This window comes from Aeromicrobium sp. REDSEA-S38_B2, assembly GCF_001628525.1.
In the GTDB taxonomy this organism is placed as follows: domain Bacteria; phylum Actinomycetota; class Actinomycetes; order Propionibacteriales; family Nocardioidaceae; genus Aeromicrobium; species Aeromicrobium erythreum.
In genome coordinates, this window is the sequence record NZ_LUNH01000004.1 from 23,448 (window position 1) to 46,686 (window position 23,239).

At 73.2% G+C, this 23,239-nt stretch carries 24 protein-coding genes; 5 read left to right on the forward strand and 19 right to left on the reverse strand.

Annotated features, from left to right (window positions below):
* Positions 1-2: 2 nt before the first annotated feature.
* From truB to rimP, 6 genes are all read right to left on the reverse strand, one after another.
* Positions 3-893 (reverse strand): tRNA pseudouridine(55) synthase TruB, encoded by an 891-nt coding sequence (gene truB / locus A6Q81_RS00745; protein WP_286689174.1) that lies wholly within the window; start codon positions 891-893, stop codon positions 3-5.
* On the reverse strand, positions 890-1,342 hold the full coding sequence (gene rbfA, locus A6Q81_RS00750; protein WP_286689175.1) for a 30S ribosome-binding factor RbfA: 453 nt from the start codon (positions 1,340-1,342) through the stop codon (positions 890-892). Before rbfA ends, truB begins: the two co-directional genes overlap by 4 nt.
* Before the next feature lie 66 nt (positions 1,343-1,408).
* Positions 1,409-4,192 carry a translation initiation factor IF-2 gene (gene infB / locus A6Q81_RS00755; RefSeq protein ID WP_286689176.1) on the reverse strand — a complete coding sequence of 928 codons (2,784 nt, stop codon included), beginning with the start codon at positions 4,190-4,192 and terminating at the stop codon, positions 1,409-1,411.
* A 154-nt stretch (positions 4,193-4,346) separates the two neighbouring features.
* Positions 4,347-4,634, reverse strand: a complete 288-nt coding sequence (locus A6Q81_RS00760) for a YlxR family protein (protein WP_286689177.1) — start codon at positions 4,632-4,634, stop codon at positions 4,347-4,349.
* A complete protein-coding gene (gene nusA / locus A6Q81_RS00765) occupies positions 4,631-5,746 on the reverse strand; it encodes a transcription termination factor NusA (RefSeq protein WP_286689178.1) in 1,116 nt (371 codons plus the stop codon). The genes A6Q81_RS00760 and nusA overlap by 4 nt, the downstream gene beginning before the upstream one ends.
* Entirely contained in the window at positions 5,746-6,309 is a 564-nt protein-coding gene (gene rimP, locus A6Q81_RS00770) for a ribosome maturation factor RimP (protein WP_286689179.1), read from the reverse strand. Before rimP ends, nusA begins: the two co-directional genes overlap by 1 nt.
* A gap of 102 nt (positions 6,310-6,411) precedes the next feature.
* On the opposite strand from rimP, the gene A6Q81_RS00775 reads away from it, so the two are divergent.
* Both A6Q81_RS00775 and A6Q81_RS00780 read left to right on the forward strand, forming a co-directional pair.
* Positions 6,412-6,876, forward strand: coding sequence for a hypothetical protein (locus tag A6Q81_RS00775; RefSeq protein ID WP_286689180.1), 465 nt, complete (start codon positions 6,412-6,414; stop codon positions 6,874-6,876).
* A 1-nt stretch (position 6,877) separates the two neighbouring features.
* Entirely contained in the window at positions 6,878-7,291 is a 414-nt protein-coding gene (locus A6Q81_RS00780; RefSeq protein WP_253024828.1) for a DUF4439 domain-containing protein, read from the forward strand.
* 9 nt (positions 7,292-7,300) lie between these two features.
* Here the strand turns inward: A6Q81_RS00780 and A6Q81_RS00785 are convergent, their stop codons facing one another.
* The 8 genes from A6Q81_RS00785 to A6Q81_RS00820 form a co-directional block, all read right to left on the reverse strand.
* Positions 7,301-9,046, reverse strand: a complete 1,746-nt coding sequence (locus A6Q81_RS00785) for a proline--tRNA ligase (protein WP_286689201.1) — start codon at positions 9,044-9,046, stop codon at positions 7,301-7,303.
* 15 nt (positions 9,047-9,061) lie between these two features.
* Positions 9,062-9,430: a DoxX family protein gene (locus tag A6Q81_RS00790; protein WP_253024830.1), complete on the reverse strand. Its 369-nt coding sequence runs from the start codon at positions 9,428-9,430 to the stop codon at positions 9,062-9,064.
* Between the two features lie 70 nt (positions 9,431-9,500).
* Positions 9,501-10,391, reverse strand: coding sequence for a GNAT family N-acetyltransferase (locus A6Q81_RS00795; RefSeq protein ID WP_286689181.1), 891 nt, complete (start codon positions 10,389-10,391; stop codon positions 9,501-9,503).
* A gap of 106 nt (positions 10,392-10,497) precedes the next feature.
* Positions 10,498-11,631, reverse strand: coding sequence for a flavodoxin-dependent (E)-4-hydroxy-3-methylbut-2-enyl-diphosphate synthase (gene ispG / locus A6Q81_RS00800; protein ID WP_286689202.1), 1,134 nt, complete (start codon positions 11,629-11,631; stop codon positions 10,498-10,500).
* 29 nt (positions 11,632-11,660) lie between these two features.
* Complete coding sequence (locus A6Q81_RS00805) at positions 11,661-12,971, reverse strand: M50 family metallopeptidase (protein ID WP_286689182.1); 1,311 nt, start codon at positions 12,969-12,971, stop codon at positions 11,661-11,663.
* Entirely contained in the window at positions 12,968-14,200 is a 1,233-nt protein-coding gene (dxr, locus tag A6Q81_RS00810; RefSeq protein WP_286689183.1) for a 1-deoxy-D-xylulose-5-phosphate reductoisomerase, read from the reverse strand. Before dxr ends, A6Q81_RS00805 begins: the two co-directional genes overlap by 4 nt.
* A 66-nt stretch (positions 14,201-14,266) precedes the next feature.
* On the reverse strand, positions 14,267-15,073 hold the full coding sequence (locus A6Q81_RS00815; RefSeq protein ID WP_286689184.1) for an ABC transporter permease: 807 nt from the start codon (positions 15,071-15,073) through the stop codon (positions 14,267-14,269).
* Positions 15,070-15,981, reverse strand: a complete 912-nt coding sequence (locus A6Q81_RS00820; protein ID WP_286689185.1) for an ABC transporter ATP-binding protein — start codon at positions 15,979-15,981, stop codon at positions 15,070-15,072. The genes A6Q81_RS00815 and A6Q81_RS00820 overlap by 4 nt, the downstream gene beginning before the upstream one ends.
* Before the next feature lie 131 nt (positions 15,982-16,112).
* Between A6Q81_RS00820 and A6Q81_RS00825 the strand changes: the two genes are divergently transcribed.
* Genes A6Q81_RS00825 through A6Q81_RS00835 form a run of 3 tightly spaced genes read left to right on the forward strand, consistent with a single transcriptional unit; the run spans position 16,113 to position 18,963 of the window.
* On the forward strand, positions 16,113-17,264 hold the full coding sequence (locus tag A6Q81_RS00825) for a sensor histidine kinase (RefSeq protein WP_286689186.1): 1,152 nt from the start codon (positions 16,113-16,115) through the stop codon (positions 17,262-17,264).
* Positions 17,261-17,926, forward strand: a complete 666-nt coding sequence (locus tag A6Q81_RS00830) for a response regulator (protein ID WP_286689187.1) — start codon at positions 17,261-17,263, stop codon at positions 17,924-17,926. The genes A6Q81_RS00825 and A6Q81_RS00830 overlap by 4 nt, the downstream gene beginning before the upstream one ends.
* Before the next feature lie 56 nt (positions 17,927-17,982).
* Positions 17,983-18,963 carry an SDR family NAD(P)-dependent oxidoreductase gene (locus tag A6Q81_RS00835; protein WP_286689188.1) on the forward strand — a complete coding sequence of 327 codons (981 nt, stop codon included), beginning with the start codon at positions 17,983-17,985 and terminating at the stop codon, positions 18,961-18,963.
* On the opposite strand, the gene A6Q81_RS00840 is transcribed toward A6Q81_RS00835, so the two are convergent.
* The 5 genes from A6Q81_RS00840 to rlmN are packed head-to-tail and all read right to left on the reverse strand — an operon-like array spanning position 18,960 to position 23,232.
* The gene (locus tag A6Q81_RS00840) at positions 18,960-19,280 is read right to left on the reverse strand and encodes an AMP-binding protein (protein ID WP_286689189.1); all 321 of its coding nucleotides are present in this window, start codon (positions 19,278-19,280) and stop codon (positions 18,960-18,962) included. The genes A6Q81_RS00835 and A6Q81_RS00840 overlap by 4 nt on opposite strands.
* A complete protein-coding gene (locus A6Q81_RS00845) occupies positions 19,280-20,011 on the reverse strand; it encodes an enoyl-CoA hydratase (protein WP_286689190.1) in 732 nt (243 codons plus the stop codon). Before A6Q81_RS00845 ends, A6Q81_RS00840 begins: the two co-directional genes overlap by 1 nt.
* Positions 20,012-20,039: 28 nt before the next feature.
* A complete protein-coding gene (locus A6Q81_RS00850; RefSeq protein WP_286689191.1) occupies positions 20,040-21,263 on the reverse strand; it encodes an HNH endonuclease signature motif containing protein in 1,224 nt (407 codons plus the stop codon).
* Positions 21,264-21,319: 56 nt separating this feature from the next.
* Positions 21,320-22,105: an HAD family hydrolase gene (locus A6Q81_RS00855; protein ID WP_286689192.1), complete on the reverse strand. Its 786-nt coding sequence runs from the start codon at positions 22,103-22,105 to the stop codon at positions 21,320-21,322.
* On the reverse strand, positions 22,102-23,232 hold the full coding sequence (gene rlmN, locus A6Q81_RS00860; RefSeq protein WP_067856672.1) for a dual-specificity RNA methyltransferase RlmN: 1,131 nt from the start codon (positions 23,230-23,232) through the stop codon (positions 22,102-22,104). Before rlmN ends, A6Q81_RS00855 begins: the two co-directional genes overlap by 4 nt.
* Between the last annotated feature and the right edge of the window lie 7 nt (positions 23,233-23,239).

Here is a 23,239-nt window from a genome sequence, read left to right on the forward strand (position 1 = left end):
CGTCAGACGAAGACGGCGACGGCGCGGGCGGAGCCGCCGCGCTGCTCGTAGAGCGCCAGGAAGCGGCCGTCGGGCGCGAACAGGGCCACGGGGCCGGGTGCGCCGAGGTCGACGTCGGCGAGCGCGCGCCCGAAGCGCACCTCGCCGGCGGCCGCCTCGTCGAGGTCGAGCGACGGGAACGCCGCGCGGGCGGCGTCGTCGAGCGCGACGTGCTGCCACGACCGCTCGAGCTCCTCGAGCGTGCTGGCGACGTCGAGGTCGAAGCCCCCGACGCGGGTGCGGCGCAGCATCGTCAGGTGGCCGCCGACGCCCAGGGCCGCCCCGAGGTCGCGGGCCAGGGCGCGCACGTAGGTCCCGCTGCTGCACACCACGCGGGCGTCGACGTCGACCACCGCCAGACCGTCGACCTGGAGGTGCCGGACGTCGGTGACCTCGAACGTCGACACGGTGACGGGCCGGGCGGGGAGCTGCACGGCCTCCCCCGCGCGGACGCGCGCGTACGAGCGCCTCCCGTCGACCTTGATCGCCGACACGGCCGTCGGCACCTGCTCGATGTCGCCGGTGAGGGGGAGCACCGCGGCACGGATGGCGTCGTCCGTGACGCCGGAGGCGTCGGCCCGCTCCACCAGGTCGCCCTCGGCGTCGTCCGTGACCGTGGTCCAGCCGAGCCGCATCGTCGCGAGGTACTCCTTGTCGGCCAGCTGCAGGTGGCCGAGCAGACGGGTGGCCCGCCCGACACCGAGCAGCAGCACCCCCGTCGCCATCGGGTCGAGGGTGCCGGCGTGGCCGACCTTGCGGGTGCCGGCCAGGCGACGGGTGCGGGCGACGACGTCGTGCGACGTCCACCCGGCGGGCTTGTCGACCACGACGAGCCCGACGCGGGTCTCGCTCATGCCCGCTCGTCGTCCTCGTCGTCGTCCTCGGCCGCGCGCGGCTGCTTGTACGGGTCGGGGTCGCCCGCGTAGGTCTTGCCCTCGGCGGCCGCGGCGACGCGCTCGTCGCTCTCGCGCGCCTTGGCGAGCAGGTCCTCGATCTGGCGGGCCGACTCCGGGACCGCGTCGAGGAAGAACTCCAGCGACGGGGTGTGCCGGGTGCCGAGCTGCTTGCCGACCTCGGTGCGCAGCAGGCCGGTGGCGCTGCGCAACGCGGCCGCCGTGTCGGCGGCGGCGCGCTCGTCGCCCATGACGGTGTAGAAGACCGACGCGTTCTGGTGGTCGCCCGTGAGCCGCACGTCGGTGATCGTCACGAAGCCCAGGCGCGGGTCCTTGACCCGACGCTCGAGCATCTGGGCGATGATCACCTTGATGCGGTCGGCGAGCTGCTGGGTGCGCTGTCCGGCCATGGTTCCTCCTGCTGGGTCGCCGCCGCGGACCCAGGATCGCTCCCGGGTCCGCGGCGGACTGCTGACTCAGCTACGCGGCTTCTCGCGCAGCTCGAACATCTCGACGACGTCGTCGATCTTGATGTCGCCGTACCCCTTGAGGACGAGACCGCACTCGAAGCCCTCGCGGACCTCGGACACGTCGTCCTTCTCGCGGCGCAGGCTCGCGAGCTCGAGGTTGTCGGCCACGACCGAGCCGTCGCGGAGCAGACGCGCCTTGGCGTTGCGCCGGAGCGTGCCGCTCGTGACCATGCAGCCGGCGATGTTGCCGATCTTCGACGAGCGGAAGATGTCGCGGATCTCCGCCGTGCCGAGCTGGTGCTCCTCGAACTCCGGCTTGAGCATGCCCTTGAGCGCCGCCTCGATCTCGTCGATCGCCTGGTAGATGACCGAGTAGTACTTGATCTCGACACCTTCGCGGTCGGCCAGCTCCGTCGCCTTGCCCTGCGGGCGGACGTTGAAGCCGATGATGACCGCGTTGGAGGCCGCCGCCAGGTTGACGTCGGTCTCGGTGATCGCACCCACGCCACGGTCGATGACCCGCAGGTTGACCTCCTCGCCCACGTCGATCTGGGCCAGCGAGTCCTCGAGCGCCTCGACCGAGCCGGAGCCGTCACCCTTGAGGATGAGCAGCAGCTCGTCGGTCTCGCCCTTCTCCATCGAGGACATGAAGTCCTCGAGGGTCCGGCGACCCGTGCGCTTGGCCAGCGCGGCGTTGCGCTCGCGAGCCTCGCGCTTCTCGGCGATCTGGCGCGCGATCCGGTCGTCGTCGACGACCATGAAGTTGTCGCCGGCGCCGGGCACGGCCGTCAGGCCGAGCACCAGGGCAGGACGCGACGGCGGCGCCTCGACGATGTTCTCGCCGAACTCGTCGAGCATGGCGCGCACGCGGCCGAAGGCCGAGCCCGCCACGAGCGTGTCGCCCACCCGCAGCGTGCCGCGCTGGACCAGCACCGTGGCGACCGGGCCGCGACCGCGGTCCAGGTGCGCCTCGATGGCGAGGCCCTCGGCGTTCTGCTCCGGGTTGGCACGCAGGTCCAGCGACGCGTCGGCCGTCAGAATGACCGCCTCGAGGAGGTCGTCCAGACCCGTGCCCGCCTTGGCGGAGACGTCGACGAACATCGAGTCGCCGCCGTACTCCTCGGGGACGAGGCCGTACTCGGTGAGCTGGCCGCGTGCCTTGGTCGGGTCGGCGTCGGGCTTGTCGACCTTGTTGACCGCGACGACGATCGGCACGCCGGCCGCCTTCGCGTGGTTGAGCGCCTCGACCGTCTGCGGCATGACGCCGTCGTCGGCCGCGACCACGAGGATCGCGATGTCGGTCGCCTGCGCACCACGGGCACGCATGGCGGTGAACGCCTCGTGACCCGGGGTGTCGATGAAGGTGATGGCCCGCTCGTTGCCGTCGACCTCGGTGGTCACCTGGTAGGCGCCGATGGTCTGCGTGATGCCGCCGGCCTCCTTGGCGACCACGTTGCTGTTGCGCAGCGCGTCGAGCAGCTTCGTCTTTCCGTGGTCGACGTGACCCATGACGGTCACGACCGGCGGACGCGCCGCAAGGTCGGAGTCGTCGCCGGTGTCCTCGCCGAACTCCAGCGAGAACGACTCGAGCAGCTCACGGTCCTCGTCCTCGGGCGAGACGACCTGGACGTCGTAGTTCAGCTCCTCGCCGAGCAGCTGCAGCGTCTCGTCGTTGACGGACTGCGTGGCGGTGACCATCTCGCCCAGGTGGAACAGCACCTGCACGAGCGACGCCGCGTCGACGCCGATCTTCTCGGCGAAGTCGGTCAGCGAGGCACCGCGCGCCAGACGGACGGTCTGGCCGTCGCCCTTGCGGACGCGGACGCCGCCGATGGCGGGCGCCTGCATCTGGTCGAACTCCTGCCGCTTCGCGCGCTTGCTCTTGCGACCGCGACGGGCGGGACCACCGGGGCGACCGAAGGCGCCCTGCGTGCCACCACGACCGCCGGGACGGTTGCCACCGGGACGGCCACCGGGGCCGCCGAAGCCGCCTCCGCCGCCCGGGGCGCCGCCACCGGGACGACCGGCGAAGCCGCCGCCGCCGCCGGGACGTCCGCCGCCGGCGCCACCGCCGGGACGAGCACCGCCGGGACGGCCACCGGGACCACCACGGCCGGGTCCGGGACGCGCGTTGGCGAGGCCGGACTGCTTGGGCATCATCGCCGGGTTGGGTCGCGGCATGCCGGGACGGCCGCCGGGCGCGGGAGCCGCGGTGCCGGCGCCGCCTGCGCCACCCTCACGGGCGGCCGGCGGACGCGGAGCGCGCTCCTGCTGCATCCCCTGGCGCGAGGAGTACGGGTTGTTGCCGGGGCGCGCGCCACCGGGGCGCGGACCCGGACGGGGGCCCGGAGCCGGCTTGGGCCCGGGCTGGGCGGCCGGCGCGGAGGCCGCGGCGGCCGGTGCCTCGGGCTCGGCCGGACGACGCGGGCCGGGACGCGGACCGGGGGTCGGCGTGGCCTTGGGCGCGGCGGGGCCGGGCTTCGGGGCCGCGGACGCAGGGGTCGGTGCGCTGGGCGCCTGCGGTGCGGCGGGGGCCTGCGGCGCAGCCGGGGCGGGTGCCTCGGCGGCCGGTGCCTTGGGGGCGGGCGCAGGGGCGGCCTTCTTGGCACCCTTCTTCGCACCCTTGGCGAGCAGCGCGTCGCCGTGCTCCTCCTTGAGGCGGCGGACGACCGGCGCCTCGACGGTGGACGACGCGGACTTCACGTACTCACCCATGTCCTTCAACGTGGACAGGATGTCCTTGCTCTGGACTCCGAGCTCTCGTGCGAGCTCGTGGACTCTGACAGCCACTGTTCTCCTTCGTGGGGGCCCGCACCCCGAAGGAGGTGAGGACCCTAGTTGACGTGCAGGCTCATCGGAACGTTCTCATCGAGAGCTCATGAGCGGTTGCTCCGTTTTCGGGTCGTGGGGCCGGTGGCCCCGTGGATGGGTTGGTGCGCCCTGGTCAGTCCCGCGGGCCGGCCATGTCGTCGAGCAGCGTCAGGTCGAGCGGTCCCTCCACGCGGAGGGCCCGGCCGAACGCCCGTCGACGTCGTGCCAGCTCCAGGCACCGAGGGTCGGGGTGCAGGTGCGCCCCTCGCCCCGGCATCGTCCGCCGCGGGTCGGGGGTCACGGTGGTACCCGCCTCCCCCGGCGTCGCGACGAGCCGGACCAGAGCGGTCACGTCGTCGCGCGACCGGCAGCCGATGCACGTGCGAGTGACCGTGGTCGAGTCTACCCCGTCCGTGGTCACGACCTGCGCTCGGGCCGCGCGCCGTCGCCGTCCTGCGGCACCTCGGTGTCGGAGCGGATGTCGATGCGCCAGCCGGTGAGCTTGGCGGCCAGGCGGGCGTTCTGCCCCTCCTTGCCGATGGCGAGCGAGAGCTGGAAGTCGGGCACGACCACGCGGGCCGCCCGGGTCTGCTCGTCGACCATCGTGACCTTCTTGACCCGTGAGGGCGAGAGCGCGTGCCCGATGAACTCCAGCGGGTCGTCGCTGTGGTCGACGATGTCGATCTTCTCGCCGTGCAGCTCGTGCATCACGTTGCGCACGCGCTGGCCCATCGGCCCGATGCAGGCGCCCTTGGCGTTGACGCCGGGCTTCGTGGCGCGCACGGCGATCTTGGTGCGGTGGCCGGCCTCCCGTGCGACGGCCATGATCTCGACCGAGCCGTCGGCGATCTCCGGGACCTCGAGGGCGAAGAGCAGGCGCACGAGGTTGGGGTGGGTGCGCGAGACCTTGACCCGCGGGCCACGCATGCCCTTCTCGACCTCGTACACGTAGGCCTTGATGCGCTCGCCGTGCGCGTACTTCTCCTCGGCGACCCGCTCGGCCGAGGGCAGCAGCGCCTCCACGCGACCCAGGTCGATCATGACGTCGCCGGGACGGCTGCCCTGCTGGATGACGCCGGAGACGATGTCGCCGACCTTGCCGGAGAACTCGCCGAACTTCTGCTCGTCCTCCGCCTGGCGCAGGCGCTGCATGATCAGCTGGCGAGCGACGGTGGCGGCGAAGCGGCCGAAGTCCTCCGGCGTGTCGTCGAACTCCTCCGAGAACCGCGGGGCCGGCGGCGCGGCGGGCGGCTGGGCGTCGTCGGACGCCGTGTCGGCCGCCTCGTCGGTCTCGGTTTCAGTCTCGGTCTCGGCCGGCTCGGCGGGAGCGACCGGCTCCGGGGCGAGCCGCTCCTTGGCCCAGACCGTCACGCGACCCGTCTGGCGGTCCAGCACGACCCGCGCGTGCGGGTGGGAGTACGGCGTCTTCTGGTAGGCCGACAGCAGCGCTGTCTCGATGGCCTCCACGACGACGTCGAGGGAGATGTCCTTCTCCCGCTCGAGGGCGCGCAGCGCGCTCATGTCGATGTCCATCAGGCGTCCTTCTCGCGGTGGTGGTCGGGGCGGCCGAGCCGTGGGGCGGAGCCGCGGCCCTTGGCCGACGGCTTCTGCTGCTTGGGCCGGCCGGTGGTGGGCGCCTTGGGGGCGCCGAGCTCGGGCGTGACGAGGGCGCGGGCGACGTCGGCGTAGGCGATCCGGCGCTGCTGACCCTTCACGGTGATCTCGACACCGGTGTCGTCGCTGCCGACGACCCGTCCGGTGACGGCGGGACCGTCGTGCAGCGTCACGGCGACGAGCCGGCCGACGTTGCGCCGCCAGTGCCGGGGCTCGGTCAGCGGACGGTCGAGCCCGCGGGACGTGACCTCGAGCGTGTAGGGCTGCTCCCCCATGGCCGTGCCGTCGTCGAGCGCGGCGGAGACGACGCGGGTGGCGTCGGTGATCAGGTCGAGCGGGACGCCGCCGTCGGCGTCGACCGCGATCCTCAGGAAGCGCCGGGTACCGGAGCGGGAGAGCTCGACCGCCTCGAGGTCGAGTCCGAGGGCGGCAAGGGGTCCGGCGACCTCGTCCCTCACGGTGTCGGCCTGCGGGTCCGCCATGTCGTGCAGCCTCCTGTGTTCTGTTGTCGGCACGTCCGGTGCGCGGTGCCGCTGGGCGACCACGCGACCCTCACTCTAGCGGGCACCCATTAGCCTGACGGGATGGTCAGCCGTCGCGTCGTCGTGGGAGGCGGGGTCGCCGTCGTGGCGGCCGGCGCGGGCCTGCACGTCGCGGGCCGCGACGACGACGTGCTGCGTGCGCTCGGGGCGCGACCGCGCCCGATGCCGGACCCTGGGGACACCCGTCTGCTGGAGCGCGCCGCGGTCGACCAGGTCGCGCTCGCCGCGTCGGTCGGCCGCCTCGAGGAGGTCCGTACCGACGACCTCGTCACGGTGCTGAGGACCCAGCTCGACGGGCTCGGCGGCGCAGTGGAGGTCGACGCCTCGACCTCGACCACGTCGTCCGACGTCGCCACCGTCGTGGCCGACCTCAACCGGACCGCCAGCCGACGCCAGACCGACGCTCTCGCAGCGGTCTCGCCCGACCTGGCCAGGGTGCTGGCCTCGCTCGCGGCCGGGCAGGCGCAGGTCGCCCGCACGCTGGGCCGCCGGGCGGGAGGTGCGTGACGTGGGCGACCCGTCCCCCGTCGGCCCCCTGCAGCGCCGCCTCGCGCTCGAGCACGAGGCCGTCTGGCTGACCTCCCTCAGCGCGGGCAGGTTCCCCGCGCTCGACGACGCCGCGCGCGCGGCACTCCGTCGCCACGAGCGGGCACGCGACGTGCTCGTCGCGCGGGTGGCGGCAGCCGGGGCGACGCCCGTGGGCCCGCAGGCGGCGTACGGCGTGCCTCCCCGCTCCGTCGACCAGGCCCGTCAGCGGCTCGCCGACGTGGCCGAGCGGATGTGCCGCGCCATCGTGCCGCTCGTGGCGCTCGGCAGCGCGGACGACCGTCGCGAGGCCGTCCGGTCGCTGCGGGCCTCGGCGCTGGAGGCGACGAGCTGGGGCGCCGGCCCCAGCGCCTTCCCCGGACTCGACCGAGGCTGAGCTCTAGGGTCAGCGGCAGACGCCGCGGACCTCGGTGATGACGTCGGCGAGGGCCACGTCGCGTCGGGTGCCGCTGGCGCGGTCCTTGACCTCCAGCAGCCCGTCGGCCAGCCCCTTGCCCACGACGACGGTCGTCGGCATGCCGAGCAGCTCCGCGTCCTTGAACTTGACGCCGGGCGACACCTTCGGACGGTCGTCGTAGAGCACGTCGAGGCCGGCGGCCTCGAGCTCGGCGACGAGCCGGTCGGCCGCCTCGAACAGCTCGGGCTGCTTCCCGGCGACCACGACGTGGACGTCGAAGGGCGCGAGCTCGCGCGGCCAGACGATGCCAAGCTCGTCGTGCGAGCTCTCGACGACGGCGGCCACGGCTCGTGAGATGCCGACGCCGTAGGAGCCCATCGTGACGGTGACGAGCTTGCCGTTCTCGTCGAGCACCTTGAGGTCGAGCGCCTCGGCGTACTTGCGGCCGAGCTGGAAGATGTGCCCCATCTCGATGCCGCGGGCGAGCTCGAGCGGACCCGAGCCGTCGGGCGCGGGGTCGCCCGCACGCACCTCGGCCGCCTCGATCGTGCCGTCGGCGGTGAAGTCGCGACCGGCCACGAGGTCGATGACGTGCGAGCCGGCCACGTCCGCCCCGGTGACCCAGCGCGTGCCGTCGACGACCCGGGGGTCGACGAGGTAGCGGATGCCGGTCTCGGACTCCTCCCCCAGCACGCCGGGGCCGATGTAGCCCTTCTTGAGCGCCGGGTGGGCGGCGAAGTCCTCCTCCGTGAACGGCTCGACGTCGGCCGGCGCGACCTGCGTCTCGAGCCGCTTGGCGTCGACCTCGCGGTCGCCGGGGACGCCGATCGCGAGCGGCTCGCGGGAGCCGTCGGGGTGGCGCAGCACCACGAGGACGTTCTTCAGCGTGTCGGCGCCGGTCCAGGGACGGTCCTCGCGCGGGAACCGCTCGTTGAGGTGCGCGACGAGCGTGTCGATGGTCGGGGTGTCGGGCGTCTGCTCGGCGTGCGCGGCCGGCAGCCCGTCGTAGGGCTGGGGGTCGGGCGCCACCGTGACCACGGCCTCGACGTTGGCCGCGTAGCCGCCGGGCGAGCGGACGAAGGTGTCCTCCCCGATCTCGGCGACGGCGAGGAACTCCTCGCTGGCCGAGCCGCCCATGGCGCCGGAGTCGGCCTGCACGACGACGTAGTCGAGACCGAGCCGGTCGAAGATGCGCACGTAGGCCTCGCGGTGCGCCTGGTAGCTGCGCTCGAGGCCCTCGTCGGTCACGTCGAAGGAGTAGGAGTCCTTCATGACGAACTCGCGGCCGCGCAGGATGCCGGCGCGGGGCCGCGCCTCGTCGCGGTACTTCGTCTGAATCTGGTACAGGCTCAGCGGCAGGTCCTTGTAGGAGCCGTAGAGGTCCTTGACCAGGAGCGCGAACATCTCCTCGTGCGTGGGGCCGAGCAGCATGTCGTTGCCGCGACGGTCGTGCAGGCGGAACAGGTTGGGGCCGTACTCGGTCCAGCGGTTCGTCGCCTCGTAGGGCTCGCGCGGCAGCAGCGCGGGAAAGCGGACCTCCTGCGACCCGATCCCCTCCATCTCCTCGCGGACGATCTCCTCGACCTTGGCCAGGACCTTGAGCCCGAGCGGCAGCCAGGAGTAGATGCCCGGCGCGACGCGCCGCACGTAGCCGGCCCGGACGAGCAGCTTGTGGCTCGGGACCTCCGCGTCCGCCGGGTCGTCGCGGAGGGTTCGCAGGAACAGCTGGGACATGCGCATGGGCCGACCCTATCGAGCGCCGCGCGAGGCCTTGAGGGCCGTGCGCACGAGCGGCACCTGCAGCGGCAGCCGGCCGACGACCCCGGCCTTCAGCACGGGCGAGGCGCGACGGCTGCGCAGCACGTCGGCCGTCATCTGCAGGTTGGCCGGGAAGACCCCCACGAGGAGCCCGGCGGCGGCCAGCCCCCCGGCGCGTCGCGTGCGGGGGTGCGCGAGCAGCGCCGCGCAGGCCACCTCCACGACCCCCGAGGCGTGCACGAGCTCGCGCCGGCGCGGGAGCGCACGCGGCACCATCTGCTCGAACGGCTCGGGCTTCACGAAGTGCGCGACCCCGGCGACGGCGAGCAGGGCGGCCAGGGCCTTCACGTCACGATCCATGTCCGCACCCTAGGCGACCGCGGTGGTGACGCGGACGGGACACCTCGGGCGACTGACGACGCGGGCCGGTCTACAGCAGGATCGACGCGAACGTGTCGACCTGGCGCAGGCCGACGCGAGCGTAGGTGGCCCGGGCGGCCGTGTTGAAGTCGTTGACGTAGAGCGTGACGTCGGACGCGACGTCACGCTGCACCAGCCGCACGACGCCGGCGAGTGCTGGTGCCGCGATGCCTCGACCACGGTGGTCGGGGTGCACCCAGACGCCCTGCAGCTGGCAGACGCCGTCGGCGGCGGCGCCGACCTCCGTCTTGAAGAGCACCTCGCCGTCCTCGATGATCGCGAACGCCCAGCCCCGGGCGACGAGCTGCGCCACCCGGGCCCGGTAGCCCGCGCCGCCTCCCGCCTCGGGGTCGATGCCGACCTCCTCGCGGAACATCGCCACGGACGCCGGGTACAGCACGTCGACCTCGTCGATCATGACGCGGCGCAGCCGCGGGTCCGGCGCGACCGCCGGCTCGTCGTCGATGGCGAGGAACGGCTGGTCGGCCCGCACCGACCGCGCGGGACCCCAGTCCTGCTCGAGCCTCGACCACAGCCGCATGACGGCGGCCTGGCGGCCGACGAGCGACGCGCTGCGTCGCATGCCGGGCGCGACACCGGTGAGGAGCAGCTGACGCGCGAACCCGTCGACGGCGTCGGCGTCGGCCTCCACGGGCACGAGGTTGGCGCCGCAGTGGCAGGCGGCGACGAGCCGGCCGTCGCGGAAGCAGCCGAGCATCGTGCCGCCGAGCATGAGGCTGCGCAGACCGGTCTCGGCGACGCGGTGGCGCACGAAGAGGTTCGCGCGCTCGTCGCGGGCCATCAGCGCCTCGAGCTCGACGCGGTCGTCGGGTCCGAGCAGCCGGACCTGCTGGTCACGGCGCCCGGTGGCGTCGGACGCGACCGGCACCAGCTCGATCATCGTGTGCTCCTCGCTCCGCAGGCCGCTCGCCCGGCTGCGGACAGCCTAGGCCAGCGGGCCGGCCGTCGCCCCTCGACGAGCGCGACCTGGGACGGACGGCGGACGTTCAGCCCGAGACCGTCACCGAGGCGGTCGCGCCGTCCTCCGGCTCCATGTCCTCGGCGATGCGCAGGGCCTCCTCGATGAGCGTCTCGACGATCTTGCTCTCGGGCACGGTCTTGATGACCTCGCCCTTGACGAAGATCTGGCCCTTGCCATTGCCCGACGCGACGCCGAGGTCGGCCTCCCGTGCCTCGCCGGGACCGTTGACGACGCAGCCCATGACGGCGACGCGCAGCGGCACCTCGAGACCGTCGAGACCGGCGGTCACCTGCTCGGCGAGCGTGTAGACGTCGACCTGGGCGCGCCCGCACGACGGGCAGGACACGATCTCGAGCTTGCGCGGTCGCAGGTTGAGCGACTGGAGGATCTGGATGCCGACCTTGACTTCCTCGACCGGCGGGGCGGACAGCGAGACGCGGATGGTGTCGCCGATGCCCTTGCCGAGGAGGTAGCCGAACGCCGTGGCGCTCTTGATGGTGCCCTGGAACGCCGGTCCGGCCTCGGTGACGCCGAGGTGGAGCGGCCAGTCGCCGCGCTCGGCGAGCATCTCGTAGGCCTGTGCCATGATGACGGGGTCGTTGTGCTTGACCGAGATCTTGAAGTCGTGGAAGTCGTGCTCCTCGAACAGCGACGCCTCCCACACGGCCGACTCGACGAGCGCCTCCGGCGTGGCCTTGCCGTACTTCTCGAGCAGGCGCTTGTCGAGCGAGCCCGCGTTGACGCCGATGCGCAGCGAGACGCCGGCGTCCTTCGCGGCCCGGGCGATCGCACCGACCTGGTCGTCGAACTTGCGGATGTTGCCCGGGTTCACGCGCACGGCCGCGCAGCCGGCGTCGATCGCGGCGAACACGTACTTCGGCTGGAAGTGGATGTCGGCGATGACGGGGATCTGGCTCTTGCGCGCGATGTCGGGCAGCGCGTCGGCGTCGTCCTGGCTGGGGCACGCGACGCGCACGATGTCGCAGCCGGCCGCGGTGAGCTCGGCGATCTGCTGCAGCGTGGTGTTCACGTCGGACGTCAGCGTCGTGGTCATGGACTGCACCGAGACGGGCGCGTCGCCACCCACGTCGACCGTGCCGACCTTGATCTTGCGGCTCTTGCGTCGCGGGCTGAGGACCGGCGGCGGCGCCTCGGGCATCCCGAGCGAGACCGGGACGGACCCGGCGCTCACGAGATGCTCACCGGGTTCACGATGTCGGCGTAGATCAGGATGACGCTCATGACCATCAGGATGCCACCCACCACGTAGGCGACGGGCAGCATCCTCGCCACGTCGACGTATCCGGGGTCCGGGCGGCGGCGCAGACGCGCCCATCCCCGACGCACGGCCTCCCAGAGCGCACCGGCGATGTGGCCCCCGTCGAGGGGCAGCAGCGGGATGAAGTTGAACAGCGCGAGGAACAGGTTCAGCGAGGCGAGCAGGGCCAGCAGCCGCTGGGCGCGCTCCGCCCAGCTGGGCTCGTCGACCGTGACGAGCTCGCCGGCGACCCGGCTGGCGCCGACCACGCTGATCGGGCCGTCGGCGGGTCGCTCCGCGCCGAACGCCGCCTTGGTGACCTCGACCATGCGCACCGGCAGGTGGGCGATGGCGCTGGCCGTGGCCGCGACCTGCTCGCTCATGACGTCCACGACGGCGCCCGGTCCCTGACGCTGCATGGTCTCGGTCGGCGTGACGCCGAGGAAGCCGACCTTCTCGGTGCGCTGCGGGTCGTCGAGCGAGGTGCGCGCGAGCACGGCGGTCGGGACGTCGGCGGACACCTCGCGACCGTCGCGGTCGACGACGAGACGGGCCTCGCGGTCGCCGTTGGCGCGGATCAGGCCCGACAGCTGCTCCCACGACGTGATCCGCTCGCCGTTGAACGAGACGAACCGGTCGCCGGGCTGCAGGCCGGCCTGCTTGGCCGGGGTCACGGGGTCGGCGTCGGTGCAGGCGCGACCCGCCTCGGCGTCGGTGATGGCGCAGTCGGAGACCGCCTGGACGGTCGTCGTCGGGGTGAGTGCGCCGAAGCCCATGAGCACGACCGCGAACAGCACGACGGCGATGGCGACGTTGACGAGCGGTCCGCCGGCCATCACGATCAGCTTCTGCCACCAGGGCTTGCGGTAGAAGAGACGCTCGAGGTCGTCGTCCTCGATCAGCTCGTGCTCCGCGTGGCGCGCGTCGCTGACGAGCTGGGTGAAGAGACCGGTGCTGGTCGCGCGGACCTCGTGGGGGTCGGCCGCGACGCCGTCGCGCCGCTCGGGCGGCAGCATGCCGACGAGCTTCACGTAGCCGCCGAGCGGGATCGACTTGATGCCGTACTCGGTCTCGCCCCGCTTGACCGACCAGATCGTGCTGCCGAACCCGACGAAGTACTGGGTGACCTTGATGCCGAACCTCTTCGCCGGGACCATGTGGCCGAGCTCGTGCAGGGCGATCGACGCGATGACGCCCAGCACGAAGACGACGACGCCGAGCGTGTAGATCAGCGCGGTCACGCGCGGGCTCCGCCGGTTGCACTCATGGACACTTCCTCCACCAGGGTCCTCGCCCGCTCGCGGGCCAGGGTGTCGGCCTCGAGCACGCGCTCGAGGGTCAGGTCGGCGTGGGCGGCGTCCGGGTCGCGCAGGTGCTCGTCGAGGACCGTGCCCACCGTGTCCACGATGCCAAGGAACCCCAAGTCGCCGCTGACGAACGCGTCGACGCACACCTCGTTGGCCGCGTTGAGGACGGCTGGGGCCGTGCGGCCGAACGACCCGGCGCGCCGGGCCAGCGACACGGCGGGGAATGCGGTCTCGTCGAGCGGGAAGAACTCCCAGGAGGTCGGCGAGGTCCAGTCGCAGCCGCGCGCCGAGCCCGGCACGCGCTCGGGCCAGGCGAGCCCCAGTGCGATCGGCAGCCGCATGTCCGGGGGCGAGGCCTGCACCATCGTCGAGCCGTCGACGTACTCGACCATGGAGTGCACGACCGACGACGGGTGCACGACCACGTCGATGCGGTCGAAGTCGATGCCGAACAGCAGGTGCGCCTCGATCACCTCCAGGCCCTTGTTGACGAGCGTCGCGGAGTTGATGGTGATGACCGGACCCATGTCCCACGTCGGGTGCGCCATCGCCTGCTCGGGCGTCACGTCGGCGAGCTCGGCGCGGCTGCGTCCGCGGAACGGGCCGCCGCTGGCGGTCACGAGGAGCCGCTGCACGTCCTCGACGCGCTCGCCGCGCAGGGCCTGCGCGATCGCGGAGTGCTCGGAGTCGACGGGCACGAGCTGGCCGGGGCGCACGCGTGACGTGACGAGCTCGCCGCCGATGATCAGCGACTCCTTGTTCGCCAGGGCGAGGGTCGTGCCGGTGTCGAGCGCCGCGAGCGTCGGCTCGAGGCCGACCGCACCGGTCATGCCGTTGAGCACGACGTCGACGTCGGTGCGCGCGACCTCGGTGGCGGCGTCGGGACCGGCGAGCAGGCGGGGCACGCGGTGGTCGCCCTCGGACCAGCCGCGTCGCTTCGCCTCGGCGTAGAGGGCGAGCTGCACGTCCTGCGCCGACGTGGCGCGCGCGACGGCGACCACCTCGACCTCGTGCCGGATGGCCTGGGCGGCGAGCAGGGCCGGGTCGGCCCCGCCGGCCGCGAGCGCGACGACGTCGAACCGCTCGGGCGCGGCCTCGACCACCTCCAGGGCCTGGGTGCCGATGGAGCCGGTGGAACCGAGAATGGCGACACGCTTGCGCATGTCGCCATTCTCCCTCACCGGCACCGGGTGTCCCGCCCGGGCGCCGGAGGTCTCACCGCTCCGGGGTCACTTCACCTCGGAGCGCAGCAGCCGGTAGATGCCGAAGCCGAGCGGCAGCACCAGCCAGATCGTGCCGGCGGTCGCGATGCGGGCCCACTCCTCGCCGGTCGGGTCGAAGTCGCCGGTGAACAGCGGCACGAGGGCCGTGTTCAGCTCGATCCACGGGGCGAGGTCGCCGAACCACTCGACGAGCCCGCCGACGATGCCGACGACGATCGGCAGCACCAGCGTGTAGACGAAGTAGCCGACGATGGCGGCCGCCGTGTTCATCAGCAGCATGGCGACCGCGAAGCCGATGAGCACGCCGATCAGGTTGCTCACCGCGAAGTTGAAGACCTCGCGACCGGTGATCGACCACGACACGTCGACACCGCGGACGCTCGACGCGAGGAACGTGCCGACCGCCGCGAGCAGGGCCGACAGCAGCATCACGCCGACGGAGATGATGAGTCCGGCCAGCAGCTTCGCGGCCACCACCCGGGGACGGCGAGGCTCGAGCGTGAACGTGACGAGCCCGGTGCGCTGGCCCCACTCGGAGGTGACCAGCATGATCGCGATGATCGGCAGGAAGTAGCCGAGCGTGCCGCCCATGGCCTGGATGAAGAACGGGAAGTCCTGGAACTCGCCCCCGTCGGTGACGAGGAACGCGATGACGAGCATGACCACGGCGCAGAGCCCGAGGATCGAGATGCTCAGCCACCGTCCGGCACGCGTGTCGAAGGACTTGCGGACCTCCACGCCCACCAGGCGGGTGAGGGGGATGCCCGGCCGGTCGGTGTCGATGCTGACCGCGGGTGCGGTGGTGGTGCTCATGCCTGGGCTCCTTCGGTGGGGACGGCGTCGCGCTGGGTGGTGGCGGTGAGCTGGAGGAACATCTCCTCCAGGCCCGCGCCGTCGGCCTGGCGCAGCTCGACGAGGGCGACGCCGGCGGCGGCGGCCGCCTTGCCGACGACCTCGGGCGCGGCCTCGGTGGTGAGGCCCTCGCCGCTCGGCGTGACGGTGATGCCGGCGCTGGTGAGCGCCTGCTCGAGCGCGCGGGGCTCGAGACCGCGCACGTAGGTGCCGGCCGCCTGCAGCAGCTCCTCCTTCGTGCCCTGGGCCACGATCTTCCCGTTGCCGATGACGATCAGCTCGTCGGCGATGATCTGCACCTCGTGCAGCAGGTGCGACGACAGGAGCACCGTGCCGCCGCGGTCGGCGTACTCGCGGAGCAGGCCGCGCATCCAGTGGATGCCCGCCGGGTCGAGACCGTTGGCGGGCTCGTCGAGCATGAGGATCTTCGGCTCCCCCAGGAGGGCGTGCGCGATGCCGAGCCGCTGCCGCATGCCGAGCGAGTAGTTGCGGACGCGCCGGCGCGACTCCTTGTCGGACAGGCTGACGAGCGCGAGCATCTCGTCGACGCGGCTCGGGGGCAGCCCCATGGTGCGCGCGCCGATCGTGAGGATCTCCCGGCCCGTGCGGCCGGCGTGCTGCGCCGAGGCGTCGAGGAGGACGCCGACCTGCGTGCCGGGGTTGGGGATGTCGCGGTAGCTCACCCCGCCGACGGTCGCCGCACCCTTCGACGGGGGCGTCAGTCCGGCGATGATGCGCATCGTCGTCGACTTGCCGGCACCGTTCGGCCCGAGGAAGCCGGTCACGGCGCCGGGACGGCACGTGAAGCTGACGTCGTCGACGGCCGTGAAGCCGGCGTACGCCTTCGTGAGGTTCTGGACCTGGATCATGGTCCCACTCTGGCGGACGTCGACCCGGCGGCGCATCCGTCGCGCAGCCATGATCGGCGCGCCGAAAGTATGAGACGTCCCGGTCCGTCGGTCATGGTGGGGCGTCCGCCGGCCTGGGTAGCGTGTCGTCGGTGACCGGTACCGCTCCCCCGCTGACCTGGTGGGGACACACGTGGCGGCTGCTCCTCGTCCTCGCCGTCACCGCGCTCACATGGGCCGAGCTCGGGGTCTGGCAGCTGCGCCACGCGCCGCTGTGGTTCGTCCTCGACGTGACCGTGGGCGTGCTCTGCACGGTGCTCGCGATGGTCTGGCGTCGCCGGTTCCCCGTCACGGTCGCGCTGGTGACGAACGTCGTGAGCATCGGCTCGTTCAGCTCAGGTGGCGCGGCCTGCCTGGCCCTGGTCTCCCTCGCCACGCGCCGACGCCTGGGCGAGCTCCTGCCGGTGACGCTGGTGTGCCTGCTGACCATCCCCCTCGTCGTCGCCGTCAACCCGCTGCCGGGCGAGGATCCGCGCGTCGACGCCGCGGTGGTGGTCGTGGTCATCGGTCTCCTGGTCGCGGTGGGCCTGTACGTGGGGTCACGTCGCGAGCTGCTCGCGACCCTGCGCTCACGCGCGGAGAGCGCCGAGGCCGAGCAGGCGGCCAAGGTCGCGCAGGCCCGCAGCGCGGAGCGCACCCGCATCGCCCGCGAGATGCACGACGTGCTCGCCCACCGGATCTCCCTGGTCACCATGCACGCGGGCGCCCTCGCCTACCGCCAGGACCTCGGACGGGAGCAGGTGCACGAGACCGCCCTGACGATCCAGAAGACCGCCCACCAGGCGATGACCGAGCTGCGCAGCGTGCTCGGCGTGCTGCGCGAGGGGCCGGGCGACGCCGTGCCGGAGCTGCCGCAGCCCACGGCGCGCGACGTGGTCGAGCTGGTCGAGGAGTCGCGGGCGGCCGGGATGCGGGTGGAGCTGGATCTGCAGGGCGACCTCGACGACGTCGCGGGAGCCGCCGGGCGCACCGTCTACCGCGTGGTGCAGGAGGGCCTGACCAACGCCCGCAAGCACGCGGCCGGCACGCCGGTGCAGGTGACGGTCGACGTCGGCGCGCAGACCGTGGACGTACGAGTCGTCAACCCCCTCCCGCTCGGCACGCCGACGGCACCGCTGCCCGGGTCGGGCCTGGGGCTCGTCGGCCTGCGCGAGCGGGTCGAGCTGGCGCGCGGCAGCCTGTCGCACCGGGTGTCGCCCGACCGCCGCTACGTCCTGGAGGCGCGGATACCGTGGGCCGCGTGACGTCCGTCCGCCCCACCCGTCTCCTCCTCGTCGACGACGACGCGCTCGTGCGCGCCGGGCTCTCGCTCATGCTCGGCGGCGCCGACGACCTCGAGGTCGTCGCCGAGGCGTCCGACGGGCGCGAGGCGCTCGCCGCCGTGCGCTCCCACGACGTCGACGTGGTGCTGATGGACCTGCGCATGCCGGTCATGGACGGCATCGAGGCGACGGCCGCCATCACCGCGCTGCCGTCGCCACCGCACGTGCTCGTGCTGACGACCTTCGACGCCGACGACTACGTTGTGCGGGCGCTCGCCGCGGGTGCCCACGGGTTCCTGCTCAAGGACACCCCGCCCGCGCAGATCGTGGAGTCCATCGGCACCGTGCTGAGCGGGGAGCCGGCGCTCTCCCCGGCCGTCACCCGTCGGCTCATCGCCCAGGTGACCGACGGCTCGGGCGGCAACCGCGAGGCCGACGCGGCACGACGCGTGGCCCTGTTGACCGACCGCGAGCGCGACGTGGCCCTCGCCATCGGGCGCGGCGCCTCGAACGCGGAGATCGCCGCCGAGCTGCACCTGAGCCTCGCGACGGTCAAGGCCCACATCTCCCACCTGTTCACGAAGCTGGACGCGGTCAACCGCGTGCAGGTGGCCATCACGATGCACGAGGCCGGACTCCTGTAGCGGACGCCACCGCGGCTCGACGTGCCCGCGGACGCGCGGCTGCCTAGCGTGGGTGCATGCCCTCGACGTTCGCGAACCTCGCCGACACCGTCCTCGACAAGACGGTCCTGCCCGGCTACTCCAGCATCGGACCGGCGCTGCGACGACGCTGGTGGCCCGCCGACCCGGGGCCGGACGCCCTCCGCGGGCGGCACGTCGTGGTCACGGGTGCGAGCGGTGGCCTGGGCGCTGCGGCAGCCACCGGCATCGCCGCCCTGGGCGCGACGGTGCACCTCGTGGGCCGCAAGGCCGACCGGCTGGCCGACGCGGCCCGCGAGATCCGGGGCAGCGTGCCGGCGGCGGACCTGCGCGAGGAGGTGTGCGACATCAGCGACCTCGACGACGTCCGGCGCTACGCGCAGCGGCTCACGTCGGACCTCGGAGCGCTGCACGCGATCGTCCACGACGCGGGCGTGATGCCGAAGGAGCGCACGGAGTCGGCGCAGGGCCACGAGCTGACGCTGGCCACCCACGTGCTGGGCCCGCTGCTGCTGACCGAGCTGCTCCGCCCGCTGCTGGAGGCGGCGGACGACGGCCGCGTCGTGTGGGTGTCGTCCGGGGGCATGTACACGGCACCGCTCACGGCGGCGCTCGTCGACGACCTGGAGTACCGCGACGGCGACTACGACGGGGTCCGCGCCTACGCCCGCACGAAGCGGCTGCAGGTGGTGGTGGCCGAGCTGCTCGCCGAGCGCCACCCGCACCTGGCGAGCCACGCGATGCACCCGGGCTGGGCCGAGACGCCGGGGATCACCGACTCGCTGCCGGGCTTCGCGAAGTTCGTCGCGCCGGTGCTGCGCACGGCCGAGCAGGGTGCGGACACGATGGTGTGGCTCGTCGGCACGCCGACGTCGGTGACCGGGCCCGACGGCTTCTGGTGCGACCGGCGTCGCCGCTCGCCCCGCTTCCTGCCCTGGTCGAAGGACGACCCTGCCCTGCGCCGCCGCGCGTGGGACCGCGTGGCGGCGTGGGCCGGTCTGGAGCCCGAGGGCTCCTAGCCGACGGGTCGGCGCGCGAGCAGCGGCTCGACGACGTCGGCGTGGGGGCCGGCGTCGCCGTCGGCCACGACGACCGCGCCGTCGGGCGCCGGAACGGCACCGATCCGGATGCACGCGCAGACGGCGACCACCCGGTCGTCGCCTGCCACCTGCACGCCGACCTCGTCACCGGGCTGCACGCCGAGCATCCGCAGGCCGGAGCCGAGGAACGACGAGCGCTCCAGCAACCGTGCGAACGTGAGGGTCGACGTGGCCGGGTCGTCCGCGCCCCCGCCGATGACGTGCCGGTCGAGCAGGTCGAACCCGAGGCTCGCCATCATCGCCCCCGGAACACGGGCGTGCGCTTCTCGGTGCGCGCGGTGGCCGCCTCGCGCACGTCCTCGCTGGCCCAGACGTCGCGGAATCCCTGCTCGATGGTGGCGTCGTCGTCGAGGTCGTTGAGGACGCGCTTGTTGTAGGCGAGGGTGAGCGGCGCGAGCGTGGCGATCTCGTGCGCCCAGGCGAGCGCGTCGTCGAGCGTGCCTGGCTTGTCGACGAGCCCGTGGCCGAGCGCCTCGTCGCGGTCGACGAGCTCGCCGGCCAGCATCATGCGACGGGCCGGCCCGGTGCCGGACAGCGCGGCGAGCGTGCGGATCGTCCACGCGTCGACGGCCATGCCGTTGCGGGCGGTGGGCACGCCGAACTTCGCCCGCTCGTCGGCGACCCGCAGGTCGCAGGCGATGGCCAGCTGGGTGCCGGCGCCGATGGCGGGGCCGTTCACGGCGGCGACGATCGGGACGGGCAGCCGGGTGAGACCGTGCAGCATGCCGTACAGCGCCTCGAGGAACTCGTCCCCGTAGACGCCACCGAGGTCGGCCCCGGAGCAGAACGCGGTCCCCTGGCCGGTGATGACGAGGGCCCGCGCTCCCCCGTTCGCGGGCCCGTCGCCGACCGCGTCGCGCGCGGCCTCGTCGATCGCGCGGCACAGGTCGAGGTTGAGGGCGTTGCGGCGCTCCTCGCGCTGCAGCTCCAGGACGACGACGTCGCCGTCGCGGCTCACTCCGAGCATGGGTCTCCTCCGTCGGGTCGGACGCGGGTCAGCGTACTGGGGGCTCTCCGCGGTCGACGAGCAGCCGGGCGGTGCGGTGCTCGACGTCGGACCCGACGTCGGGCGTCAGGCCGTGGGTGGCGGGTTCGGCGTGGACGGTGCGGCCGGAGGGCAGGATCCAGCGCAGGGTGCGGTGGCTCTTCATGGCGTGGTGTCGGCGGTGCAGTGCCCAGAGGTTCGAGCCTTTGGTGGGACCTCTGGGGTGGGGTTCTCGGTGGTCGAGGTCGCAGTCGCGGGCTGGTCTCAGGCAGCCGGGCGCCTGGCAGACGCCGTCGCGGAAGCTGATGGCGGTGGCGAGGACGTCGGGAGCGAACCTGCCGACGTACTCGTGGGCGAGGACGTCGCGCGTGATGGGGTCGACGAGGAGTCTGTGGAAGAAGGTGTCGTCGGGGTCGAGGTGCTCGAGCACCCACTCGGCGGGGACGGTCCAGGTGCCGTCGTCGGAGACGGCGGGTCCGGGCTCGGCACCGACCAGGACGTCGGCGTCGATGACGACGCCGATGTCGGTGCGGGCGCGGCCGCTGGCGGGGGTGTCCTCGGCGAGGAGGAGGTCGATGAAGGCGTCGGCGCGGACCTGGCCGCGGGTGCGGTCGTCGCCGTCGGGGCGTGGGGTGCGGCGCAGGCGGGCGTCGATGGCGGCGGCCTGGTGGGAGGGGATGAAGGCGTTGACCCAGGCCATGGCGTCGTCGACGTGGGTGACCTGCACGTCGCGTTGGCGGCGGGCGGCCTCGGCGCGCTGGGCGGCTTCCTCGGCCTCGACGCGGGCGACGAACCGCTTCAGCCAGCCGCGCAGCTCGGCCACGGTGTGGGTCGCCGCGTACCCGACGACCGACTCGTCGAGGCGTCGGTGGGACGACTCGTGCACCAGCAGCAGAGCCGCCGACGACACCTCGCGGGCTCGCGCCCAGTCGAGACGACCGTCGCGGAAGGCTCGCCACGTGTAGGGCGTGCGCTCGCGGAGTCGGTCGGCCGCCGCGAGCCGGTTGGTCACCTGACCCTCGGACAGCCCGACGGCCTGGCCGATCTCCAGCGGGATCGCCGACCGCTCCACGAGCCTCACCATCGGCGACTCGATACCGGCGGTGCGCACCAGCTCGGCGTCACGGAACCGCAGCATGTCGACGATCTCGGACGCCTCGGCACGCGCGCGCTCCCGCGCGCGGGCGGTCAGCGCGTCGAGCGCCTCCGCGTTGCCGTTGCCGTTCTCGTCCATGTCTCCAACCTAGGGGCGACCTCCGACACCACCCTCCGGCCCGAAGACGGGTCCGGTCAGGGCGCCGTCAACCGCTCCAGCACCTGCGCGACGCCGTCGTCGTCGTCGTCGTTCGAGCCGATCACCTCGTCGGCCGCGGCGAGGACGTCGGGATGGGCGTTGGCCACGGCGAGCGCGCGACCGGCCCAGGCGAGCATCGGCAGGTCGTTGGACATGTCGCCACAGGCCCACACGTCGCGGGCCGCGATGCCGCGCTCGGTGCACCACGTCTGCAGCCCCGACGCCTTCGTGACGCCGCGCGGCGTCAGCTCGGCCAGGCCGACGGCGCCGGAGAAGCCCAGCTCGGCGCGGTCGCCCACCACCTCGGACACCCGCGTCAGGAACGCCTCCTGCTCGACGTCGGGGGCACGGGCCAGCAGCTTGCCGGCACCGACGGCCTCGAGGTCGTGGCCCACGGCGTCGTCGCGGTGCGCGTCGAGGAAGTGCTCGTCGCGGCGCATGCCGTCCGCGCACTCGACGGCGAAGCCGATGCCCGGCACGGCCGCCCGCAGGTCGGCCAGCAGGACCCGCAGGTCGGCCGGCGCGAACGGGTGCGACTCCACGACCTCGCGACGGGCGACGTCGAGCACGAACGCACCGTTGCCGCAGAGCGCCACGCCGTGACCCCCGACCGCGTCGGCGAGCTCGTCGAGCCACCGAGGCGGCCTGGCGGTCACGAACACGACCTCCACGCCGGACTCCTCGGCCGCCGCGACGGCGGCACGCGTGCGGTCCGACAGGGTGCCGTCGCTACGCAGGAGGGTGCCGTCGAGGTCGGTCGCGAGCAGCGCGGGTCGGCTCACGCGTCGGACGCGGCGAGCTGGCCGCAGGCGGCGTCGATCTCGTCGCCGCGGGTGTCCCGGATCGTCGTGCTGATGCCACGCGAGACGAGGCGGCGGACGAACTCGTCCATGTCCTCGTCGCGGGAGCGGGTGAAGCGCGAGCCGGGGACCTCGTTGAGCGGGATGAGGTTCACGTGCACCCAGCCGCGACCCTCGCCGTGCGCGAGCAGCAGCTCGGCCAGCAGGTCGGCGCGCCAGGCCTGGTCGTTGATGTCGCGCATCATCGCGTACTCGATCGAGACGCGTCGGCCGGTGACGTCGAAGAAGTGCTTCGCCGCCGAGACGGCCTCCTCGACGCTGTGCCGCGTGTTGATGGGGACCAGCTCGTCGCGCAGCTCGTCGTCGGGGGCGTGCAGCGACAGCGCGAGCGTGACCGGCACGCCCTCGTCGGCCAGCTGGCGCATGCGCGGCGCGAGCCCGACCGTGCTGACGGTGATGTTGCGCGCCGACATGCCGAGCCCGTCGGGCGCGGGCGAGGTCATGCGACGCACGGCACCCACGACCGCCTTGTAGTTGGCGAGCGGCTCGCCCATGCCCATGAACACGACGTTGGAGAGCCGGCCCGGGCCGCCGGCGACCCGCCCGTGCGCCATCGCGGCAGCCGCGTCGACGACCTGGTCGACGATCTCGGCCGTGCTCATGTTGCGCTGCAGGCCGCCCTGGCCGGTCGCGCAGAACGGGCAGGCCATGCCGCAGCCGGCCTGGCTCGACACGCACACCGTCGCGCGCTCGGAGTAGCGCATCAGCACCGACTCCACGAGCGCGCCGTCGAACAGGCGCCACAGCGTCTTGAGGGTCGTCCCCTGGTCGGCCTCCTGCACCTTGACGGTCGACAGCAGCGGCGGCAGCAGGGCCTGCGCGATGGCGTCGCGCTGCGCCGCCGGGAGGTCGGTCATGGCCTCCGGGTCGCGCTGCAGGCGCGCGAAGTAGTGGTGCGCGACCTGCTTCACCCGGAAGGCGGGCAGGCCGAGCTCCTCGGCCGCGGCCTTGCGCTCGTCGGCGGAGAAGTCCGCGAGGTGACGCGGAGGCTTCCCGCGACCGCGCGGGGGCTCGAGGACGAGCGGCAGGGTCTTGATGGGCTCGCTCACCGCACCA

What these genes read in the sequence shown, in the direction of transcription:
- A6Q81_RS00795 (WP_286689181.1), bottom strand. Translation starts at nt 10,391, where the DNA reads ATGATCGAGCTGGTGCCGGTCGCGTCCGACGCCACCGGGCGCCGTGAC.
- dxr (WP_286689183.1), bottom strand. Translation starts at nt 14,200, where the DNA reads ATGCGCAAGCGTGTCGCCATTCTCGGTTCCACCGGCTCCATCGGCACC.
- A6Q81_RS00815 (WP_286689184.1), bottom strand. Translation starts at nt 15,073, where the DNA reads ATGAGCACCACCACCGCACCCGCGGTCAGCATCGACACCGACCGGCCG.
- rbfA (WP_286689175.1), bottom strand. Translation starts at nt 1,342, where the DNA reads ATGGCCGGACAGCGCACCCAGCAGCTCGCCGACCGCATCAAGGTGATC.
- ispG (WP_286689202.1), bottom strand. Translation starts at nt 11,631, where the DNA reads ATGCCCGAGGCGCCGCCGCCGGTCCTCAGCCCGCGACGCAAGAGCCGC.
- truB (WP_286689174.1), bottom strand. Translation starts at nt 893, where the DNA reads ATGAGCGAGACCCGCGTCGGGCTCGTCGTGGTCGACAAGCCCGCCGGG.
- nusA (WP_286689178.1), bottom strand. Translation starts at nt 5,746, where the DNA reads ATGGACATCGACATGAGCGCGCTGCGCGCCCTCGAGCGGGAGAAGGAC.
- rimP (WP_286689179.1), bottom strand. Translation starts at nt 6,309, where the DNA reads ATGGCGGACCCGCAGGCCGACACCGTGAGGGACGAGGTCGCCGGACCC.
- A6Q81_RS00790 (WP_253024830.1), bottom strand. Translation starts at nt 9,430, where the DNA reads ATGGATCGTGACGTGAAGGCCCTGGCCGCCCTGCTCGCCGTCGCCGGG.
- A6Q81_RS00785 (WP_286689201.1), bottom strand. Translation starts at nt 9,046, where the DNA reads ATGTCCCAGCTGTTCCTGCGAACCCTCCGCGACGACCCGGCGGACGCG.
- A6Q81_RS00840 (WP_286689189.1), bottom strand. Translation starts at nt 19,280, where the DNA reads ATGGCGAGCCTCGGGTTCGACCTGCTCGACCGGCACGTCATCGGCGGG.
- A6Q81_RS00845 (WP_286689190.1), bottom strand. Translation starts at nt 20,011, where the DNA reads ATGCTCGGAGTGAGCCGCGACGGCGACGTCGTCGTCCTGGAGCTGCAG.
- A6Q81_RS00835 (WP_286689188.1), top strand. Translation starts at nt 17,983, where the DNA reads ATGCCCTCGACGTTCGCGAACCTCGCCGACACCGTCCTCGACAAGACG.
- A6Q81_RS00820 (WP_286689185.1), bottom strand. Translation starts at nt 15,981, where the DNA reads ATGATCCAGGTCCAGAACCTCACGAAGGCGTACGCCGGCTTCACGGCC.
- A6Q81_RS00850 (WP_286689191.1), bottom strand. Translation starts at nt 21,263, where the DNA reads ATGGACGAGAACGGCAACGGCAACGCGGAGGCGCTCGACGCGCTGACC.
- A6Q81_RS00775 (WP_286689180.1), top strand. Translation starts at nt 6,412, where the DNA reads ATGGTCAGCCGTCGCGTCGTCGTGGGAGGCGGGGTCGCCGTCGTGGCG.